Below are 16,746 nucleotides of genomic sequence, written 5' to 3'. Positions count from 1 at the left end.
CCGGCGACGCCGCCGCGGCGCGGGCCGCCGCGCAGACCGAGTCCGGCGGCCCGCCGACGTCGACCGCCCGCGCCGCCCGCAGCCTCGCCGAGGGACTCGTGCTGACCCTCGACCAGCCCTACCCGGTGGCCGTGGCCCGGCTCGGCCAGGCGATCGGCGCGGAGTACCGCTCGCCGACGGTCATGCCCGACACCCCGGCCGCGCTGGTCACGCTGGCCGCCCTGCACGGCGGCGACCCGGTGCGGGCGCGCAGCGTGATCGGCCGGGCGGTCCGCGGCGGACCCGGCGACGATCCGGCCGATGCGATCTTCGTCACACACCGGCACCGGCTCCTGCTGGGGTGGGCGCAGATGCAGGACGGCCAGCTGAGCGCCGCGGCGGCCGCGGTCCCGCCCGCCGGCGCCGACCTGCACCGCCGTGACGCGCTGTGGGCGGCGGCGCTGCAGACCGCGATCACCCGGCGCAGCGGGGACAGCGGCGCGATGCAGCTGCACTGGTACTCGGCCATGGAGGTGCTGGCCGAGTACTCGATCGACCTGTTCTCGCTGCTGCCGCTCGGCGAGCTGTGGGTGGCCGCGGCACGGATGCGGCAGGTCGACCGGCTGCGGCACACGGTCGACGAGGCGTTCGGACTGCTCGCCGGCCTCGGCGATCCGGTGCTGTGGTCGGTTCCGCTGCACTGGGCCGGCGTGCACGCCGGGATCCTGGCCAACTCGCCGGAGGCCGTGGCGCCCCACGGCCAGGCGCTGACCGCGGCCAGCCGGGACCCCGACGTGCAGAGCCAGTTCGCGAGAGCGCTGGCCATGGCCGGTCGCACCTGGCTGCGCGTGCTGGCCAACCACGTCGACACCGACGAGGTGACGGCGGCCGCGCGGGGGCTGGCGCAGTTCGGCCACACCTGGGACGCCACCCGGCTGGCCGGTCAGGCCGCATTGCAGACCCCCGATGCGCGGGTGGCCCAGGCGATGCTGCAGTTGGCCCGCGACCTCAAGCAGTCGGTCGCCGCCGTGGACCCGACCCCCGAGCCGGGTCCGGCCGTGCGGGCCGAGAGCCCGGTGGCGTCGGTCACCCCGGTCCGGCAGGCTCCGGCCGCGCTGTCCGACCGGGAGCGCGAAGTCGCCGAACTTTTGCTGCGGGGGATGCCCTACCGCGATATCGGTGCCCAGTTGTTCATCTCGGCGAAGACCGTCGAGCATCACGTCGCCCGGATCCGGCGTCGGCTGGGGGCCGAATCGCGATCCGAGATGCTCTCGATGCTGCGGGCGATGCTGGCCCCGTCCAGCTAACCAACCAACTAGTTAGGGCAGCCTTCGTAGCGGCCCGCACGCGGGTGATGTAACTATGAGCAGGCACCGAGCCTAAGTTACCCACTGGTAACATTGGTGAAGTTACCGACGGGTAACCGGAGAATCGGAGGATCGCGTGGATACGCAGATGCTGATCAGGATCGTCGCCGGAGTCCTGATGATCGCGATCGTCGGGGTATTTGCGGCAAAGCGCGTCCTGTGGCTGACCAAGCTCATCCGCTCCGGGCAACCGCTGAGCGAAGGCAACAACCGCAAGGACAACCTCGGCAAGCGCATCACGACGCAGTTCGAAGAGGTGTTCGGCCAGACCCGCCTGCTGCGCTGGTCGGTTCCCGGCATCGCCCACTTCTTCACCATGTGGGGCTTCTTCATCCTCGGCTCGGTCTACGTCGAGGCGTTCGGCCAGCTCGTCGACCACGACTTCCACATCCCGATCATCGGCCGCTGGGACGCGCTCGGCTTCCTGCAGGACTTCTTCGCCGTCGCGGTGCTGCTCGGCATCGTCACGTTCGCGATCATCCGCCTCATGCAGGAGCCCAAGCAGCACGGCCGCGACTCCCGCTTCTACGGCTCCCACACCGGCGGCGCGTGGCTGATCCTGTTCATGATCTTCAACGTCATCTGGACCTACGCGCTGGTCCGCGGTGCCGGCGCCAACACCGGCGCCCTGCCCTACGGCAACGGTGCGTTCTTCTCCCAGTTCATGGGCTGGATCATGCACCCGCTCGGCGAGCCCGCCAACGAGTGGATCGAGACGCTGGCACTGCTCGCGCACATCGCGATCATGCTGGTGTTCCTGCTGATCGTGCTCCACTCCAAGCATCTGCACATCGGTCTGGCCCCGGTGAACGTGACGTTCAAGCGCATGCCCAACGGGTTGGGCCCGCTGCTGCCCGTCGAGTCCAAGGGTGAGATCGTCGACTTCGAGGACCCCGCCGAGGACGCCGTGCTGGGTCGCGGCAAGATCGAGGACTTCACCTGGAAGGGCTACCTCGACTTCACCACCTGCACCGAGTGCGGCCGCTGCCAGTCGCAGTGCCCGGCGTGGAACACCGGTAAGCCGTTGTCGCCCAAGCTCGTGATCATGAACCTGCGCGACCACATGTTCGCGAAGGCGCCCTACATCCTCGGCGACAAGGAGAGCCCGCTCGAGAACACCCCCGAGGGTGGCCTCGGCGAGGAACTGCGCGGCGAGAAGAAGAGCGAGAAGCACTCCCACGACCACGTACCCGAGTCCGGCTTCGAGCGGATCATGGGCTCCGGCCCCGAGCAGGCCACCCGCCCGCTGGTCGGCACCGCCGAACAGGGCGGCGTGATCGATCCCGATGTGCTGTGGTCGTGCACCACCTGTGGGGCCTGCGTGGAGCAGTGCCCGGTCGACATCGAGCACATCGACCACATCGTCGACATGCGTCGCTACCAGGTGATGATGGAGTCGGAGTTCCCCGGCGAGCTCGGCGTGCTCTACAAGAACCTGGAGAACAAGGGCAACCCCTGGGGCCAGAACGCCAAGGACCGCACCAACTGGATCGACGAGGTCGACTTCGACGTGCCGGTGTTCGGCAAGGACGTCGACAGCTTCGAGGGCTACGAGTACCTGTTCTGGGTCGGCTGTGCCGGCGCCTACGAGGACCGCGCGAAGAAGACCACCAAGGCCGTCGCCGAACTGCTGGCGATCGCCGGGGTGAAGTACCTGGTGCTCGGCGAGGGCGAGACCTGCAACGGCGACTCGGCCCGCCGCTCGGGCAACGAGTTCCTGTTCCAGCAGCTGGCCGCCCAGAACGTCGAGACGCTCAACGATCTGTTCGAAGGCGTCGAGCGCGTCGACCGCAAGGTCGTGGTCACCTGCCCGCACTGCTTCAACACACTCGGCCGCGAATACCCGCAGGTCGGCGGCAACTACACCGTGCTGCACCACACCCAGCTGCTCAACCGGCTGGTGCGGGACAAGAAGCTGGTGCCGGTAGTCTCGGTGGGCTCAAATGGGCAGGGCCAGGACGTGACCTACCACGACCCGTGCTACCTGGGCCGGCACAACAAGGAGTACTCCGCGCCGCGTGAGCTGGTCGGCGCGGCCGGCGCGAAGCTCACCGAGATGCCGCGCCACGCCGACCGCGGCCTGTGCTGCGGCGCCGGCGGTGCGCGGATGTGGATGGAAGAGCACATCGGCAAGCGCGTCAACACCGAGCGCACCGAGGAGGCACTGGACACCGGCGCCTCGGCCATCGCGACGGGCTGCCCGTTCTGCCGGGTGATGATGACCGACGGCGTGGACGAGGTGTCGGCGGCCCGTGAGGTCGAGAAGGTCGAGGTGCTCGACGTCGCCCAGCTGCTGCTCGGGTCGCTCGACAAGTCCGGTGTCACGCTGCCGGAGAAGGGCACCGCCGCCAAGGAGGCCGAGGATCGGGCCGCCGTGCGCGCCGAACAGGACGCGAAGACCGAGGCGAAGGCGTCCGTGGCCACCGAGGAGGCCCCCGCCGAGGCGGAGGTCGAGGCGGCACCGGCCGAGACGCCGAAGTCCGACGGGGCCGCCGCCAAGCCGGTCACCGGTCTCGGGTTGGCCGGCGGTGCCAAGCGTCCGGGCGCCAAGAAGTCCGCACCCGCCGCCGACAAGCCCGCCGAGGACAAGCCGGCCGCTCCGGCGGCCAAGGGCCTGGGCATCGCCGGTGGCGCGAAGCGGCCGGGCGCGAAGAAGACCGCGGCGGCCGCACCGGCCGAGACCACCGCCCCATCGGGCGAGGCCACCACGCCGGCCGAGGCGAAGGCGGAGGCGCCGGTCAAGGGCCTCGGTCTGGCCGCCGGGGCGAAGCGGCCCGGCGCGAAGAAGACCGCCGCCGCACCCGCGCAGCCGAAGGCCGAGACCACCGCGGAGCCGGCGCAGGCCGAGGCTGAAGCCACCCCGGCGGCCAAGCCGGAGCCCGAGGTCAAGGGTCTGGGCATCGCCGCAGGCGCCCGTCGGCCCGGGGCGAAGAAGGCGCCCGCCAAGAAGGCGGCGCCCAACGAGGGTGAGGCGACGGTCGTCCAGCCGGCGAACGTGGACCCGGACCAGGCCGAGGGCGGGACCGAGCCCGCCGGCACGGCCGATTCGGATCGCGGCCTGGAAGACCGCAAGCCCGAGCCGGAGGTGAAGGGCCTGGCCATCGCGGCCGGTGCCCGACGTCCGGGCGCCAAGAAGAAGGCCGCCCCGGCCGCCGCGACGCCGGCACCGGAACCCGAACCCGCACCGGAACCCGAGCCCGCGGCCGACGCCGCACCGGAGACGGAGGCCCCACCCGAGCCCGCGGCCGAGGCCCCGGCGCCGTCGACCAACGGCGACAACGACCGCATCGTCGGTGACGAGCCGCCGGTGAAGGGGCTCGGCATCGCCAAGGGCGCCCGCCGCCCCGGCAGGCGTTAGTCGACCCGTGAAAAGTGCACCCACGGCTGGGGATCACCGCTGATCGCAGCCGTGGGCGGACTGTCGGGGGCCCTCGACCGATTACTTATTCACTGGACGGCGGTGCCACCATGGACGACGTGACGATGCCCCACACGCCTGCCGAGCGCACTTGGCATGCCCCCGGCCCGCATCAGCGGCCGCGCACGTTCACGCAGTCGTCGAAGCTGCAGGACGTGCTCTACGAGATCCGCGGTCCGGTACACGAGCACGCCTCGCGGCTGGAGGCCGAGGGCCATCGCATCCTCAAGCTCAACATCGGCAACCCGGCGCCGTTCGGCTTCGAAGCGCCCGACGTCATCATGCGCGACATCATCCAGTCGCTGCCGTACGCGCAGGGTTACTCGGACTCCAAGGGCATCGTCAGCGCCCGCCGCGCGGTGTTCACCCGCTACGAGCTGGTCGACGGCTTCCCGCGGTTCGACATCGACGACGTCTACCTGGGCAACGGCGTCTCCGAGCTGATCACGATGACGCTGCAGGCGCTCCTCGACAACGGCGATCAGGTGCTGATCCCGGCGCCGGACTACCCGCTGTGGACGGCGTCGACGTCGCTGGCCGGCGGCACCCCCGTGCACTACCTGTGCGACGAGACCCGGGGCTGGCAGCCCGACCTCGCCGACCTCGAGTCGAAGATCACCGACCGCACCAAGGCGCTGGTGGTGATCAACCCGAACAACCCGACCGGCGCGGTGTACGGCCGCGAGGTGCTCGAGCAGATGGCCGAGCTGGCCCGCAAACACCAGCTGCTGCTGCTGGCCGACGAGATCTACGACAAGATCCTCTACGACGACGCCAAGCACATCGCGATGGCGTCGGTGGCCCCGGACGTGCTGACCCTGACGTTCAACGGGCTGTCGAAGGCCTACCGGGTGGCCGGCTACCGGTCCGGCTGGCTGGTGATCACCGGCCCCAAGGAGCATGCGAGCAGCTTCATCGAGGGCATCAGCCTGCTGGCCAACATGCGGCTGTGCCCGAACGTCCCGGCCCAGCACGCCATCCAGGTGGCGCTCGGCGGCCATCAGAGCATCGACGATCTGGTGCTGCCCGGCGGCCGCCTGCTCGAGCAGCGCGACGTCGCCTGGGAGAAGCTCAACGAGATCCCCGGGGTGTCGTGTGTGAAACCGCAGGGCGCGCTGTACGCGTTCCCGCGGCTGGACCCCGAGGTCTACGACGTCGCCGACGACGAGCAGCTGGTGCTCGACCTGCTGCTGCAGGAGAAGATCCTGGTCACGCAGGGCACCGGGTTCAACTGGCCGACGCCGGACCACCTGCGCATCGTGACGCTGCCGTGGGCCCGCGATCTGGCCAACGCGATCGAGCGGCTGGGCAACTTCCTGGTCAGCTACCGTCAGTAGCGCTGCCCGCCTGCGGGAACTACTGATTCGTTCCTCGAACGTGCGTCCACTGCGAGAATTCGGGCCGAATTCCGCAGTGAGCGCACGTTCGACGCGCCGCGCGCGCCGACGGCCGGTCGCTTCCGGCTCGGCCGCGCTAGTAGCGTGACCGGGTGGCGCACTCGCACTCACATTCCCACTCTCTGAGCGGACCGTCACCGCTCGGGCCGCTGGCCGCCCGGATCGTCGTCGGCGCGCTGATCGCGATCGGCGTCGCGGTGCTGATCGGGGTCGCGCTGCTGTGGCCCACCGGCGAGAAGGCCGACATCCCGCTGCCGTTCCAGAACGCCGCGGGCGGCGCGGTGACCACCGAGGCCGGCCACGTGCTGTCCAGCAGCATCGCGTCGTGCGGCAGCCCGTCGGCGGGTGCGGTGCTCACCGCGGATCCGGTGCAGGCGCCCGACGACGGCGGACAGTGCGTGCAGAACCTCGTCGCGATCGACTCCGGCCCCAACACCGGCGCGAACACGCTGCTGGAGTTCAGCGGCGGCCCCGGCCAACCGCAGCTGGCCGCCGGGGACAACGTCCGGCTCAGCCGCCAGGTCGACCAGGGCGGCGCCACCACCTACTCCTTCTACGATTACGCCCGCGGCTGGCCGCTGATCGGGTTGGCCGCCGCGTTCGCGATCGTCGTCGTCGCGGTGGCGCGCTGGCGGGGGCTGCGCGCGATGATCGGCATCGTCATCGCGTTCCTGGTGCTGGTGTTCTTCCTGCTGCCCGCGTTACGCGACGGCGCGTCGGCGGTGCCGGTGTCGCTGGTCGCCTCGGCGGTGATCCTCTACGCCGTCATCTATCTGGCGCACGGGGTGAGTCTGCGGACCAGCGCCGCACTGCTGGGCACCCTGACGTCGCTGCTACTGGCGGCCTTGTTGTCCTGGGGCGCAATCGAACTCGCCCACCTGACCGGGCTGTCGGAGGACCAGAACAACGAGGTGGCCGCCTACCTGGGCAACGTGTCGATCACCGGGCTGCTGCTGGCCGGCTTCATCATCGGCTCGCTCGGTGTGCTGAACGACGTGACGGTCACCCAGGCGTCGACCGCGTTCGAGCTGGCCGAACTCGAGGGCAGTTCGCGCCGGGCGGTGTTCCTCGGCGCCATGCGCGTCGGCCGCGATCACATCGCCAGCACCGTCTACACGCTGGTGCTGGCGTACGCGGGCAGCGCGTTGCCGCTGCTGCTGTTGTTCAGCGTCGCCAACCGCTCGCTGGTCGACGTGCTGACCAGCGAGAGCGTTGCGATCGAGATCGCCCGGTCGGCCGTCGGTGGGATCGCGCTCGCGCTGTCGGTGCCGCTGACCACCGGTATCGCCGCCGTGCTCGCCACACCGCAGGCGGCGAAGCGGGTCGTTTCGTGATCATGGCCCCGGGTACCCGGGGCCCATGACTCAGCCTGACTGTCACCGCGAGGTGACGCTCGAGGTCGACGGCAGGCAGCACACCGTGCGCCTCGACACCCGCGTGACACTTCTCGACGCGCTGCGCGAACACTTGGGCGTGACCGCGCCCAAGAAGGGGTGCGACCACGGGCAGTGCGGTTCGTGCACCGTGCTGCGCGACGGCCGCCGCGTCACGTCGTGCCTGACGTTCGCGGTGCAGGTCGACGGTGCGCAGATCACCACCGCCGCCGGTCTCGGCGACGGCGACGAACTGCACCCGGTGGCGCAGGCCTTCCACGACGAGGACGCGTTCCAGTGCGGCTACTGCACCCCCGGGCAGATCTGCTCGGCGGTCGGCATGCTCGACGAGGCCAAGTCGGGGGCGCCCAGCTTCGTCACCGACGACCTCGAGGCGTCTCCCGAACTGACCGACGACGAGATCCGGGAACGTATGAGCGGCAATCTGTGTCGCTGCGCGGCCTATCCGAACATCGTCGCCGCGATCGAGCGGGCCTCGGTTCAATGAGGAGGGTCCAGTGAGGCCGTTCGACTACCACCGTGCCGAAAGCCCCGCCGACGCGGTCGCGACGCTGACCGCGCATCCGGACGCCGCCTACCTCGCCGGCGGCACCAACCTGGTCGACCACATGAAACTCGGTGTCGCCACACCGGATCTGCTGGTCGACGTCACCGCGCTCGCGCTCGACGAGGTGACCGCGCTGGACGGCGGCGGGGTGCGCATCGGCGCCACGCTGCCCAACAGCGACCTCGCCGCGCATCCGCTGATCCGGTCGCACTATCCGGTGCTGTCGCGGGCCATGCTGTCCGCGGCCTCGGGGCAGCTGCGCAACGCGGCCACCACCGCGGGGAACCTGTTGCAGCGCACCCGCTGTGTGTACTTCCAGGACGTCAGCACACCGTGCAACAAGCGCGAACCCGGCACCGGCTGCTCGGCGATCGGCGGCTATGTGCGCTACCACGCCATCCTCGGGGCGTCCCCGCAGTGCATCGCGGTGCACCCCTCGGACATGGCGGTGGCGATGAGCGCACTGGACGCCGAGGTGCTGGTCGAGACCGCCGACGGGCCGCGCCGCATCCCGATCGACGAGTTCTACCGGCTACCGGGCGACGAACCGCACCGCGACACCGTGCTGCAGCACGGTGACCTGATCACCGCCGTCGAACTGCCCGCCCCCGCCCCCGGCGCGGTGTCGGACTACCGCAAGGTCCGCGACCGGGCGTCGTATGCGTTCGCCCTGGTGTCGGTGGCCGCGGAGATCTCGGTGGCCGATGACCGGATCGACTCGGCGCGGATCGCGTTCGGCGGTATCGCGCACAAGCCGTGGCGGGCCCGGCGGGCCGAGCAGGTACTGACCGGCGCGCCGGCCACCGAGGACACCTTCGCCGCGGCGGCCGATGCGGAACTCGCCGCCGCAGAACCCCACCCGGGCAACGAATTCAAGGTCGAACTGACCCGCCGCACCCTGATCGCCCAGCTTCGGGCGCTGACCGGACGGACCCACCGATGACCATGCTCGAACCGCGCGCGATCGGCGCGCCGCTGGCCCGGCTCGACGGCCGCGCGAAGGTCACCGGCACCGCGCCGTACGCGTTCGAACAGCCCGTCGACGATCCCGCCTACCTGCACCCGGTGCAGGCCACGGTGGCGCGCGGCCGCGTCACCGCGATGGACGTCGCCAAGGCCCGCGCGGTCGACGGGGTGCTCGACGTGCTGACCGTGTTCGACGCACCGCGACTGGCCGACGACTCCGACGGCGAGCTGGCAATCCTGCAGGACGACCGGGTGCACTTCCGGGGGCAGTTGATCGGCGGGGTGGTCGCCGAGACGGCCGAGATCGCCCGGCACGCAGCCGCTCTGGTGGAGGTCACCTACGCCGAGGAGCAGCACGACGCCGAACTGCGCGTCGACCATCCCGGCCTCTACACCCCCGAGCAGGTCAACCCGTCGTATCCGTCCGACACCGACGAGGGCGACGTCGACGCCGCGCTGGCGCGCGCCGACGTCGTGGTCGACCAGACCTATACGACGCCGATCGAGCACAACAACCCGATGGAGCCGCACGCCTGTATTGCGATGTGGCGCACCAGCGGTGACCGCGCGTCGGTGACGATGTACGACTCCACCCAGGGCGTGCACGCCGTGCGCAAGACGCTGGCCCCGATCTTCGGGCTCGAACCCGAACAGCTGCGGGTGGTGGCGCCGCACGTCGGCGGCGGCTTCGGCTCCAAGGGTGCCCCACACGCCCACGACGTGCTGGTGCTGCTGGCCGCGCAGCGCAGCAGCGGCCGTCCCGTCAAGCTGGCGCTCACCCGCCAGCAGATGTTCGCGCTCGTCGGCTACCGCACGCCGACGATCCAGCGGATGCGGCTGGGCGCCGACCATGACGGCCGGCTGACCGCGATCGTGCACGAGGTGGTCGAACAGACCTCGGAGGTCAAGGAATTCGCCGAGCAGACCGCGGTGACGTCCCGCAAGATGTACGCCGCGCCGAATCGCCGCACCGCGCACAAGCTGGCGGCGCTCGACGTGCCGGTCCCGTTCTGGATGCGTGCGCCGGGCGAATGCCCGGGGACGTACGCGTCCGAGGTGGCGATGGATGAACTGGCCGACGCGTGCGGCGTCGACCCGATCGAGCTGCGGATGCGCAACGATCCGCCCGAGGATCCGGAGACCGGGAAACCGTGGTCGGGGCGGCATCTCGTCGACTGTCTGCGGCTGGGCGCGGAGCGGTTCGGGTGGGATGCCCGCAACCCACAGCCGGGCAGCGATCTGCAGGGCGACTGGTACCGCGGTCTGGGCGTGGCGTCGGCGACGTATCCGGCGATGCAGATGCCGGGTAACACGGCCCGCATCAGCTACGCCGCCGAGGGCCGCTACCTGGTGCAGATCGGCGCCGCCGACATCGGCACCGGCACGTGGACCACGCTCACCCAGATCGCCGCCGACGCCCTGGGCTGCGACGTCACGACAGTGCAGCTGCAGATCGGTGACACTGAGCTGCCCGACGCGTCGGTGGCGGGCGGGTCGTCGGGCATCAATTCGTGGGGCCGGGCAATCGTGGCCGCCGCCAGGCAGTTCCGCCGCGACCACGGCGACCCACCAGTGCTCGGGGCGACGTCGGTGGCCGAAGCGCCGGAGAACCCGGACGCCGACAAGTACACGATGCAGTCGTTCGGCGCCCACTTCGTCGAAGCCCGCGTCAACCGCGACACCGGGGAGATCCGGGTGCCGCGCATGCTGGGGGTGTTCTCGATCGGCCGCGCCATCAACGCCCGCACGCTGCGCTCCCAGCTGATCGGCGGGATGACGATGGGGCTGTCGATGGCGCTGCACGAGGAGAGCGTGCGCGACCCACGCTTCGGGCACGTGGTGACCCAGGACCTCGCGACCTACCACATCAGCGCCCATGCCGACGTGGCCGACATCGACGCGGTCTGGCTCGACGAGTTCGACGAGCACGCGAATCCGATGGGGTCGCGCGGCGCCGGGGAGATCGGCATCGTCGGGTCGGCGGCCGCGGTGGTCAACGCCGTCTACAACGCCACCGGGGTGCGGGTGCGCGACCTGCCGGTCACCCTCGACAAGGTGCTCGCCGGGCTGAGGTGATCAGCGCTCGAGCAGTTCGAGCAGGTACGTGCCGTATCCGGACTTGAGGAGCGTGTGCGCGCGGGCGGCCAACTGGTCGTCGTCGATCAGCCCGACGCGCCATGCGACCTCTTCGGGCACCGAGATCTTCAGGCCCTGACGGCGTTCGATCGTGCGCACGTAGTCGCTGGCGTCGAGCAGCGAGTCGAACGTTCCGGTGTCCAGCCACGCGGTGCCCCGGGCCAGGACCTCGACCCGCAGCCGGCCCTGCTCGAGGTAGCGCTGGTTGATCTCGGTGATCTCGTACTCCCCGCGGGCCGACTTGCGCAACGACCGGGCGATCTCGATGACGTCGTTGTCGTAGAAGTACAGACCGGGCACGGCGTAGTGGGACTTCGGATGAGCCGGTTTCTCCTCCAGCGACAGCGCGGTGCCGTCGTCGCCGAACTCCACCACCCCGTACGCGGACGGATTGGCCACCCAGTAGGCGAAGATCGCCCCGCCGTCGACGTCGTTGAACCGGCGCAGGCTGGTACCCAGCCCCGGGCCGTAGAAGATGTTGTCGCCCAACACCAGTGCCACCGAGTCGGTGCCGATGTGGTCGGCGCCGATGACGAACGCCTGCGCCAGCCCGTCGGGGCGCTCCTGCACGGCATAGCTGATGTCGACGCCGAACGCCGAGCCGTCGCCGAGCACCCGGTGGAAACCGGGCGCGTCCTCGGCCGTCGTGATCACCTGGATGTCGCGGACGCCGGCCATCATCAGCGTCGAGAGCGGGTAGTAGATCAGCGGTTTGTCGTAGACCGGGAGCAATTGCTTGCTGGCGCCCAGCGTGATCGGGTACAGCCGGGTGCCCGATCCCCCGGCCAGGATGATCCCGCGCATCAGCCGGTGAGGTCCTCTTCGGTGAGATCGGTGGCGGCCAGCGCGGCGTCGAGGTCGGGATGGCGGAACACCGACACGACCTTGTCATCGACGACACGGAATGCCGTTGCCGCCGAACCGGTCTCCCCGGTCACCGACGTGATCGCCTGCTCGACCACCACCACGCCGTCGTGGATGTAGATCCGGCCGGGCTCGGCGGTGACGTCCAGGGCGCGCACCCAGTCCGCCAGCGCGGTCAGCCCCTGTGCGGCGCCGCCCGCGTCGCCGATCTCGATGTCGTCGCTGGCCAATGCGTAGAGGGTGTCCAGGTCGCGAGCGTTGAGCGCGTCGTGCCAGGCGAGCACGGTCGCCTTCTCCGATGTGGTCATGCCCGTGAAGGTACGCGACTCAGAACGGTGTGCGCTCCAGCCACCGGTCCCACACCTCGGTGTTCCCGAACACCTCGAGCCGACCGTCGCCGAGGGTGCGCCTGCGTGTCACCGCGAGCAGCAGGTCGACAGCCTCGCCGCGCACCGCGACATCACCCTTACCGTGCTCGTGGGTCCAGTCGATGCCCTCTTCCTCACTGGTGATCGTCCACTCCCCGACGCCGCCGAGGGTGGGATCGGTGGCGTGCAGGTGCAGGGTCTGTCCGCGCTGCAGCGGCAGGTCGTTGGGCTTGGCCTGCACGGCGATCAGCTCGATCCACTCACTGAGCGCGTCGGCGGCCAGATCGGACGGCAGGTCGAACGGGACGCCGAGGGCCATCGCGGCGTCCGCGCGGTGCACGGTCATCTCGTGCAGGCGCCTGCGAATCCACCACCCGGCCGCACGCGGGCCGAGGAACGTCCACACCTTGGTGCCGGAGCCCACGCCGTCGACCGACTTGAGCAGCAGCCGCACCCCGTCGTGCAGCCACTCGATGGCGCCGGCGGGGTCGTCGGGGGGCCGGCCGTCGCGCACGTCGCGGGGATCGAGCGGCTCGCTGCGCCGCTCGGCCACGATCTGTGCCGCCCAGCGGTTCCCCCGCCCGACGTGCCGGAACAGCTGCTTGAGCGTCCATTCGCCGCACGTCGGGACCGGCGTGGCCGGGTCGCCCGCGGCGATCAGGTCGCCGAAGCGCTCGGTCTGCTCGAGCAGTGCCGCCCGGAAGTCCACGTCATGAATTTAGCGCGGCGCGGGCCGCGCCGAGCGTGATCGGCAAGGTCGACCATCCCCGCAGCACCCGGGTGTCGCGGCGGCTGCCGGGCCCGGCGAGTTTCGCGTCCGGGAAGCGGTCGAAGAACGTGCGCAGCCCCACCTCACCTTCGGCCCGGGCCAGCGCGGCACCCAGGCAGAAGTGCCTGCCGCCGGAGAACGACAGGTGCTTGCCCGCGTTGTCCCGGGTGACGTCGAAGCGGTGCGGGTCGGCGAACACCTCGGGGTCGCGGTTGCCGCCGGCGAGGTAGAGGATGACCAGCTCGCCCGCGCGGACCGTGCGCCCGGCGACCTCGGTGTCGGCGCCGGCGATACGTGCGCTGAGCTGCACGGGCGAGTCCAGTCGCAGGATCTCCTCGACGGCGCCGGGCCACAGGTCGGGCTGCTCGCGCAGCAGCGCCAGCTGCTCCGGGTGCGCCAGCAGCAGCCGGATGCCGTTGCCCAGCAGGTTCACCGTGGTCTCGAACCCGGCGGCCAGCACCAGACCGGCGGTGGCGCGCAGCTCCTCGTCGTTGAGCCGGGCGCCGCCCTCGCTGGCCTCGATGAGCTGGCTCATCAGGTCCTCGCCGGGGTGGGCGCGCAGCTGCGCCAGGTGGTTGTTCAGCCAGGCGTTGAACCCGTCGAGGCCGTTCTCCACCCGCAGGTACTGCGCCCAGGACAGGCCGATGTCGAGGCTGGGCGCGGCGAGCTCGCCGAATTCGAGGATGCGCGGCCGGTCGGCGTCGGGAACCCCGATGATGTCGCCGATCACGGTGACGGGCAGCTGCGAGCAGTAGCCGTCGACCACGTCGACGGTGCCGCCGGAGCCGTCGTCGAGTCCGTTGATCAGCTCGGCGGCGGCGAGTTCCACCCGGTCCCGCAGCGCCGCAACGGCTCTGGGGGTGAACACCGACGACACCGTCTTGCGGTAGCGGGTGTGTTCGGGCGGTTCGACGCTCAGCAGCGACGGTGGTCGCAGCGGGTGCAGCCGGCCCGGAACCGTGGTCTTGGTCTCGAGCCAGCGCAGCGGGCCGGGCAGCGTCGCACCGAGTGAGGTGACGTAGAAGTCGTCGGCGCGCAGCAGCTGGTGGATGACGGCGTGGTCGGCGGTCAGCCACGCGGCCCGGCCGCGCACCAGCGGGCCCTTGGCGCGCAGTTCGTCGGCGAAGGCGCCGGGATCGGTGCGCACGGCGGGATCGGCGATCAACCGGCCCTGCGGATCCCCGCGCCGGGCCCCCAAACGCGGCCAGGTTGCGGATCACGCCGTGCAGGGCCAGCCAGTGCACCCGCTGCCGGACGGTCGACTTCGCCGCTGACGTCATTCCTCGAGCTTAAGGAGCGGCCGCAGATCGTCCAAGCGGTCGAACAGGTGCCAGATGTAGGAGGACGAGCCGTTCTCGCGGTGCGGGTGCAGGTCGGCCAGTTCCGGGTCGTTGCGGTAGCTGTCGAACGCCTCTTTGGACTCCCACTCGACGAGGATCAGCACCGTGCGGGGCTCTATGTCGCCGGTGACCGACTCGCGGAACTTGCCGAGCGCGACAACGCGGCCGCCGTGGGCGGCCACCGCGGCGGGCGAGCGCCTCGCGTAGGCGAGGTACTCGTCGCGGTCGGCGACGTCGAACAGGTTGAGGGCGTAGACCGGCATGCGTCGGAGGCTACGCGGTCGGCGCGGCCCCGACCGCGCGGCCCAGCGCGTGCACCCGCCACCCGGCCGCCGACCAGCGCGCCGCGTCCAGGCAGTTGCGCCCGTCGACAACGACTTTCGCGCGGACCGTGCCGGCCAGCACGGCCGGGTCGAGCTCGACGAACTCGGCCCATTCGGTGAGCACCAGCACCGCGTCGGCGCGCTCGCAGGCCTCGGTGACCGACGTCGAGTAGTTCAGCGTGGGGAACACCCGCTGCGAGTTCTCCATCGCCTTGGGGTCGTAGACGTTGACCGTGGCGCCGTTGAGTTGCAGCATGCCCGCCACGTTGAGGGCGGGGGAATCGCGGACGTCGTCGGATTCCGGTTTGAACGCCGCGCCCAGCACCGCGATGTTGGCGCCGAGCAGCGAACCGCCGCACGCCGCGGTGGCCAGTTCCACCATCCGGGTGCGGCGGCGCATGTTGATGCTGTCCACCTCGCGCAGGAACGTCAGGGCGTGGCTGGCGCCGAGCTCGCCGGCGCGGGCCATGAACGCGCGGATGTCCTTGGGCAGACAGCCGCCGCCGAAGCCGAGCCCGGCGTTGAGGAACCGCCGCCCGATGCGGGCGTCGTAGCCCAGCGCGTCGGCGAGCAGCGTGACGTCGGCGCCTGCGGCCTCGCACACCTCGGAGATCGCGTTGATGAACGAGATCTTCGTGGCCAGGAACGCATTCGCCGAGACCTTGACCAGTTCGGCGGTCTGCAAATCGGTGAGCAGGAACGGCACGCCTTCGCCGAGCAGCGGGGCGTACAGCTCACGCAGCAATGCCTCGGCGCGGGCCGAATCCGGCTGCACCCCAACGACGATGCGGTCTGGGCGCAGGGTGTCCTGCACGGCGAATCCCTCACGCAGGAACTCCGGGTTCCACGCCACCTCGACATCGACCCCCGTCGGCGCCAGCGCGCGGGCACGGTCGGCGAGGTCCGCCGCGGTGCCGACGGGCACGGTGGACTTGCCGACGATCACCGCGTCGCGCCGCAATCGCGGCACCAGCGTGTCCACCGCGGAGTAGACGTGTCGCAGGTCGGCTGCGTACTCGCCCTTCTTCTGCGGGGTGCCCACCCCGAGGAAGTGGACGTCGGCGAACTCGGCGGCCGCGTCGTAGTCGGTGGTGAACGTCAGCCGGCCGGCAGCCAGGTTGGCGCGCAGCATGTCGGGCAGGCCCGGCTCGTAGAACGGCACGTCACCGGCGGCGAGCTTGGCCACCTTGCCCGGGTCGACGTCCACGCCGATCACCTCGTGGCCCAGTTCGGCCATGCCGGCGGCGTGGGTGGCGCCGAGGTAGCCGGTGCCGAAGACAGCGCATCGCATACCGCTTTGATATGCCGTGCCGGTGAGCGCGCCGCTACGCGACACCGACGGCCGCGCGAACGGCCGGTGGCCGCCTAGTTATCGCCGAAGGAACCGAACGGCCACAGCGGGCTCTGGCCGCCGGACGACCCGCCGTCGCCGCCGCGCGACGATCCGCTGTCGCCGTACGAGCCACGGGAGCCGGAGCCCGAGCCGTAGTCGTTGCCCGCGCCGCCACCGTTACCCGCGCCGGAGCCGTTACCGGACGACGGCGGCCAGTACGGGTTGGACGGCGCCTGCGGCACGGACGGCACCTGCGGCACCGACGGGACCTGGGGCACCTGCGGCTGCTGCGGACGGGTGGGCAGCGGCCACGACGGGCGGTCGGGCTGGTCCTGCTGCGGCGGGCGCTGCGGTTCGTCGTTGTCCCACGGCGGATTCCACGGGCTCGGCCACGACGGGCGCTCGGGCTCGTCGTCGTCCGGCCGGAAGATCGAGGGCAGCCGCGGCCGCGGCAGCTGGATGACCGGCGGGGGCAGCACGATGGCCGGCGGCTGGATGACCGGCGCGACGGGCACCGGCACCGGAACAGGCGCGGCCGGCGCCGA

12 protein-coding genes and 2 pseudogenes are annotated in these 16,746 nt (G+C 70.9%); 7 read left to right on the top strand and 7 right to left on the bottom strand.

From position 1 onward, the window contains the following. From iniR to E4P42_RS26130, 7 genes are all read left to right on the top strand, one after another. On the top strand, positions 1-1,286 hold a 1,286-nt coding region (gene iniR / locus E4P42_RS26160; RefSeq protein ID WP_135129551.1), incomplete at its 5' end, for an isoniazid response ATPase/transcriptional regulator IniR. A 136-nt stretch (positions 1,287-1,422) separates the two neighbouring features. Continuing rightward, positions 1,423-4,704 (top strand): (Fe-S)-binding protein, encoded by a 3,282-nt coding sequence (locus E4P42_RS26155; protein ID WP_167759642.1) that lies wholly within the window; start codon positions 1,423-1,425, stop codon positions 4,702-4,704. A 110-nt stretch (positions 4,705-4,814) separates the two neighbouring features. After that, on the top strand, positions 4,815-6,101 hold the full coding sequence (locus E4P42_RS26150) for a pyridoxal phosphate-dependent aminotransferase (protein WP_135129549.1): 1,287 nt from the start codon (positions 4,815-4,817) through the stop codon (positions 6,099-6,101). A 152-nt stretch (positions 6,102-6,253) separates the two neighbouring features. Further along, positions 6,254-7,495: a YibE/F family protein gene (locus tag E4P42_RS26145; RefSeq protein WP_135129548.1), complete on the top strand. Its 1,242-nt coding sequence runs from the start codon at positions 6,254-6,256 to the stop codon at positions 7,493-7,495. Positions 7,496-7,520: 25 nt separating this feature from the next. After that, complete coding sequence (locus E4P42_RS26140; protein WP_135129547.1) at positions 7,521-8,042, top strand: 2Fe-2S iron-sulfur cluster-binding protein; 522 nt, start codon at positions 7,521-7,523, stop codon at positions 8,040-8,042. A gap of 10 nt (positions 8,043-8,052) precedes the next feature. Further along, positions 8,053-9,045 (top strand): xanthine dehydrogenase family protein subunit M, encoded by a 993-nt coding sequence (locus E4P42_RS26135; RefSeq protein ID WP_135129546.1) that lies wholly within the window; start codon positions 8,053-8,055, stop codon positions 9,043-9,045. After that, entirely contained in the window at positions 9,042-11,144 is a 2,103-nt protein-coding gene (locus E4P42_RS26130) for a xanthine dehydrogenase family protein molybdopterin-binding subunit (protein ID WP_135129545.1), read from the top strand. The genes E4P42_RS26135 and E4P42_RS26130 overlap by 4 nt, the downstream gene beginning before the upstream one ends. Here E4P42_RS26130 and rfbA read toward each other — a convergent pair whose 3' ends face one another. The 7 genes and pseudogenes from rfbA to E4P42_RS26095 form a co-directional block, all read right to left on the bottom strand. Next, complete coding sequence (rfbA, locus tag E4P42_RS26125; RefSeq protein ID WP_135129544.1) at positions 11,145-12,008, bottom strand: glucose-1-phosphate thymidylyltransferase RfbA; 864 nt, start codon at positions 12,006-12,008, stop codon at positions 11,145-11,147. After that, complete coding sequence (locus E4P42_RS26120; RefSeq protein ID WP_135129543.1) at positions 12,008-12,376, bottom strand: nuclear transport factor 2 family protein; 369 nt, start codon at positions 12,374-12,376, stop codon at positions 12,008-12,010. Before E4P42_RS26120 ends, rfbA begins: the two co-directional genes overlap by 1 nt. 19 nt (positions 12,377-12,395) lie before the next feature. Then, the gene (locus E4P42_RS26115; RefSeq protein WP_135129542.1) at positions 12,396-13,145 is read right to left on the bottom strand and encodes a maleylpyruvate isomerase family mycothiol-dependent enzyme; all 750 of its coding nucleotides are present in this window, start codon (positions 13,143-13,145) and stop codon (positions 12,396-12,398) included. Between the two features lies 1 nt (position 13,146). Next, positions 13,147-14,485: pseudogene (locus E4P42_RS26110) on the bottom strand (cytochrome P450). Then, positions 14,482-14,808, bottom strand: a complete 327-nt coding sequence (locus tag E4P42_RS26105) for a DUF1330 domain-containing protein (protein WP_135129541.1) — start codon at positions 14,806-14,808, stop codon at positions 14,482-14,484. The pseudogene E4P42_RS26110 and the gene E4P42_RS26105 overlap by 4 nt, the downstream one beginning before the upstream one ends. Before the next feature lie 10 nt (positions 14,809-14,818). Further along, on the bottom strand, positions 14,819-16,159 hold the full coding sequence (locus E4P42_RS26100) for a UDP-glucose/GDP-mannose dehydrogenase family protein (RefSeq protein WP_135129540.1): 1,341 nt from the start codon (positions 16,157-16,159) through the stop codon (positions 14,819-14,821). 74 nt (positions 16,160-16,233) lie between these two features. Next, positions 16,234-16,746 (bottom strand): annotated as a pseudogene (locus E4P42_RS26095) (hypothetical protein); the annotation flags it as partial.

This window comes from Mycobacterium sp. PS03-16 (assembly GCF_004570325.1).
Classification (GTDB): domain Bacteria; phylum Actinomycetota; class Actinomycetes; order Mycobacteriales; family Mycobacteriaceae; genus Mycobacterium.
Note: the sequence above shows the minus strand (reverse complement) of the source record. Positions and strands in the feature narration are given on the sequence as shown.

Excerpts from the sequence above, each read along its gene's own strand:
- E4P42_RS26150 (WP_135129549.1), top strand. The coding sequence starts at position 4,815 with ATGGACGACGTGACGATGCCCCACACGCCTGCCGAGCGCACTTGGCAT.
- E4P42_RS26140 (WP_135129547.1), top strand. The coding sequence starts at position 7,521 with ATGACTCAGCCTGACTGTCACCGCGAGGTGACGCTCGAGGTCGACGGC.
- E4P42_RS26130 (WP_135129545.1), top strand. The coding sequence starts at position 9,042 with ATGACCATGCTCGAACCGCGCGCGATCGGCGCGCCGCTGGCCCGGCTC.
- rfbA (WP_135129544.1), bottom strand. The coding sequence starts at position 12,008 with ATGCGCGGGATCATCCTGGCCGGGGGATCGGGCACCCGGCTGTACCCG.
- E4P42_RS26120 (WP_135129543.1), bottom strand. The coding sequence starts at position 12,376 with ATGACCACATCGGAGAAGGCGACCGTGCTCGCCTGGCACGACGCGCTC.
- E4P42_RS26105 (WP_135129541.1), bottom strand. The coding sequence starts at position 14,808 with ATGCCGGTCTACGCCCTCAACCTGTTCGACGTCGCCGACCGCGACGAG.
- E4P42_RS26100 (WP_135129540.1), bottom strand. The coding sequence starts at position 16,159 with ATGCGATGCGCTGTCTTCGGCACCGGCTACCTCGGCGCCACCCACGCC.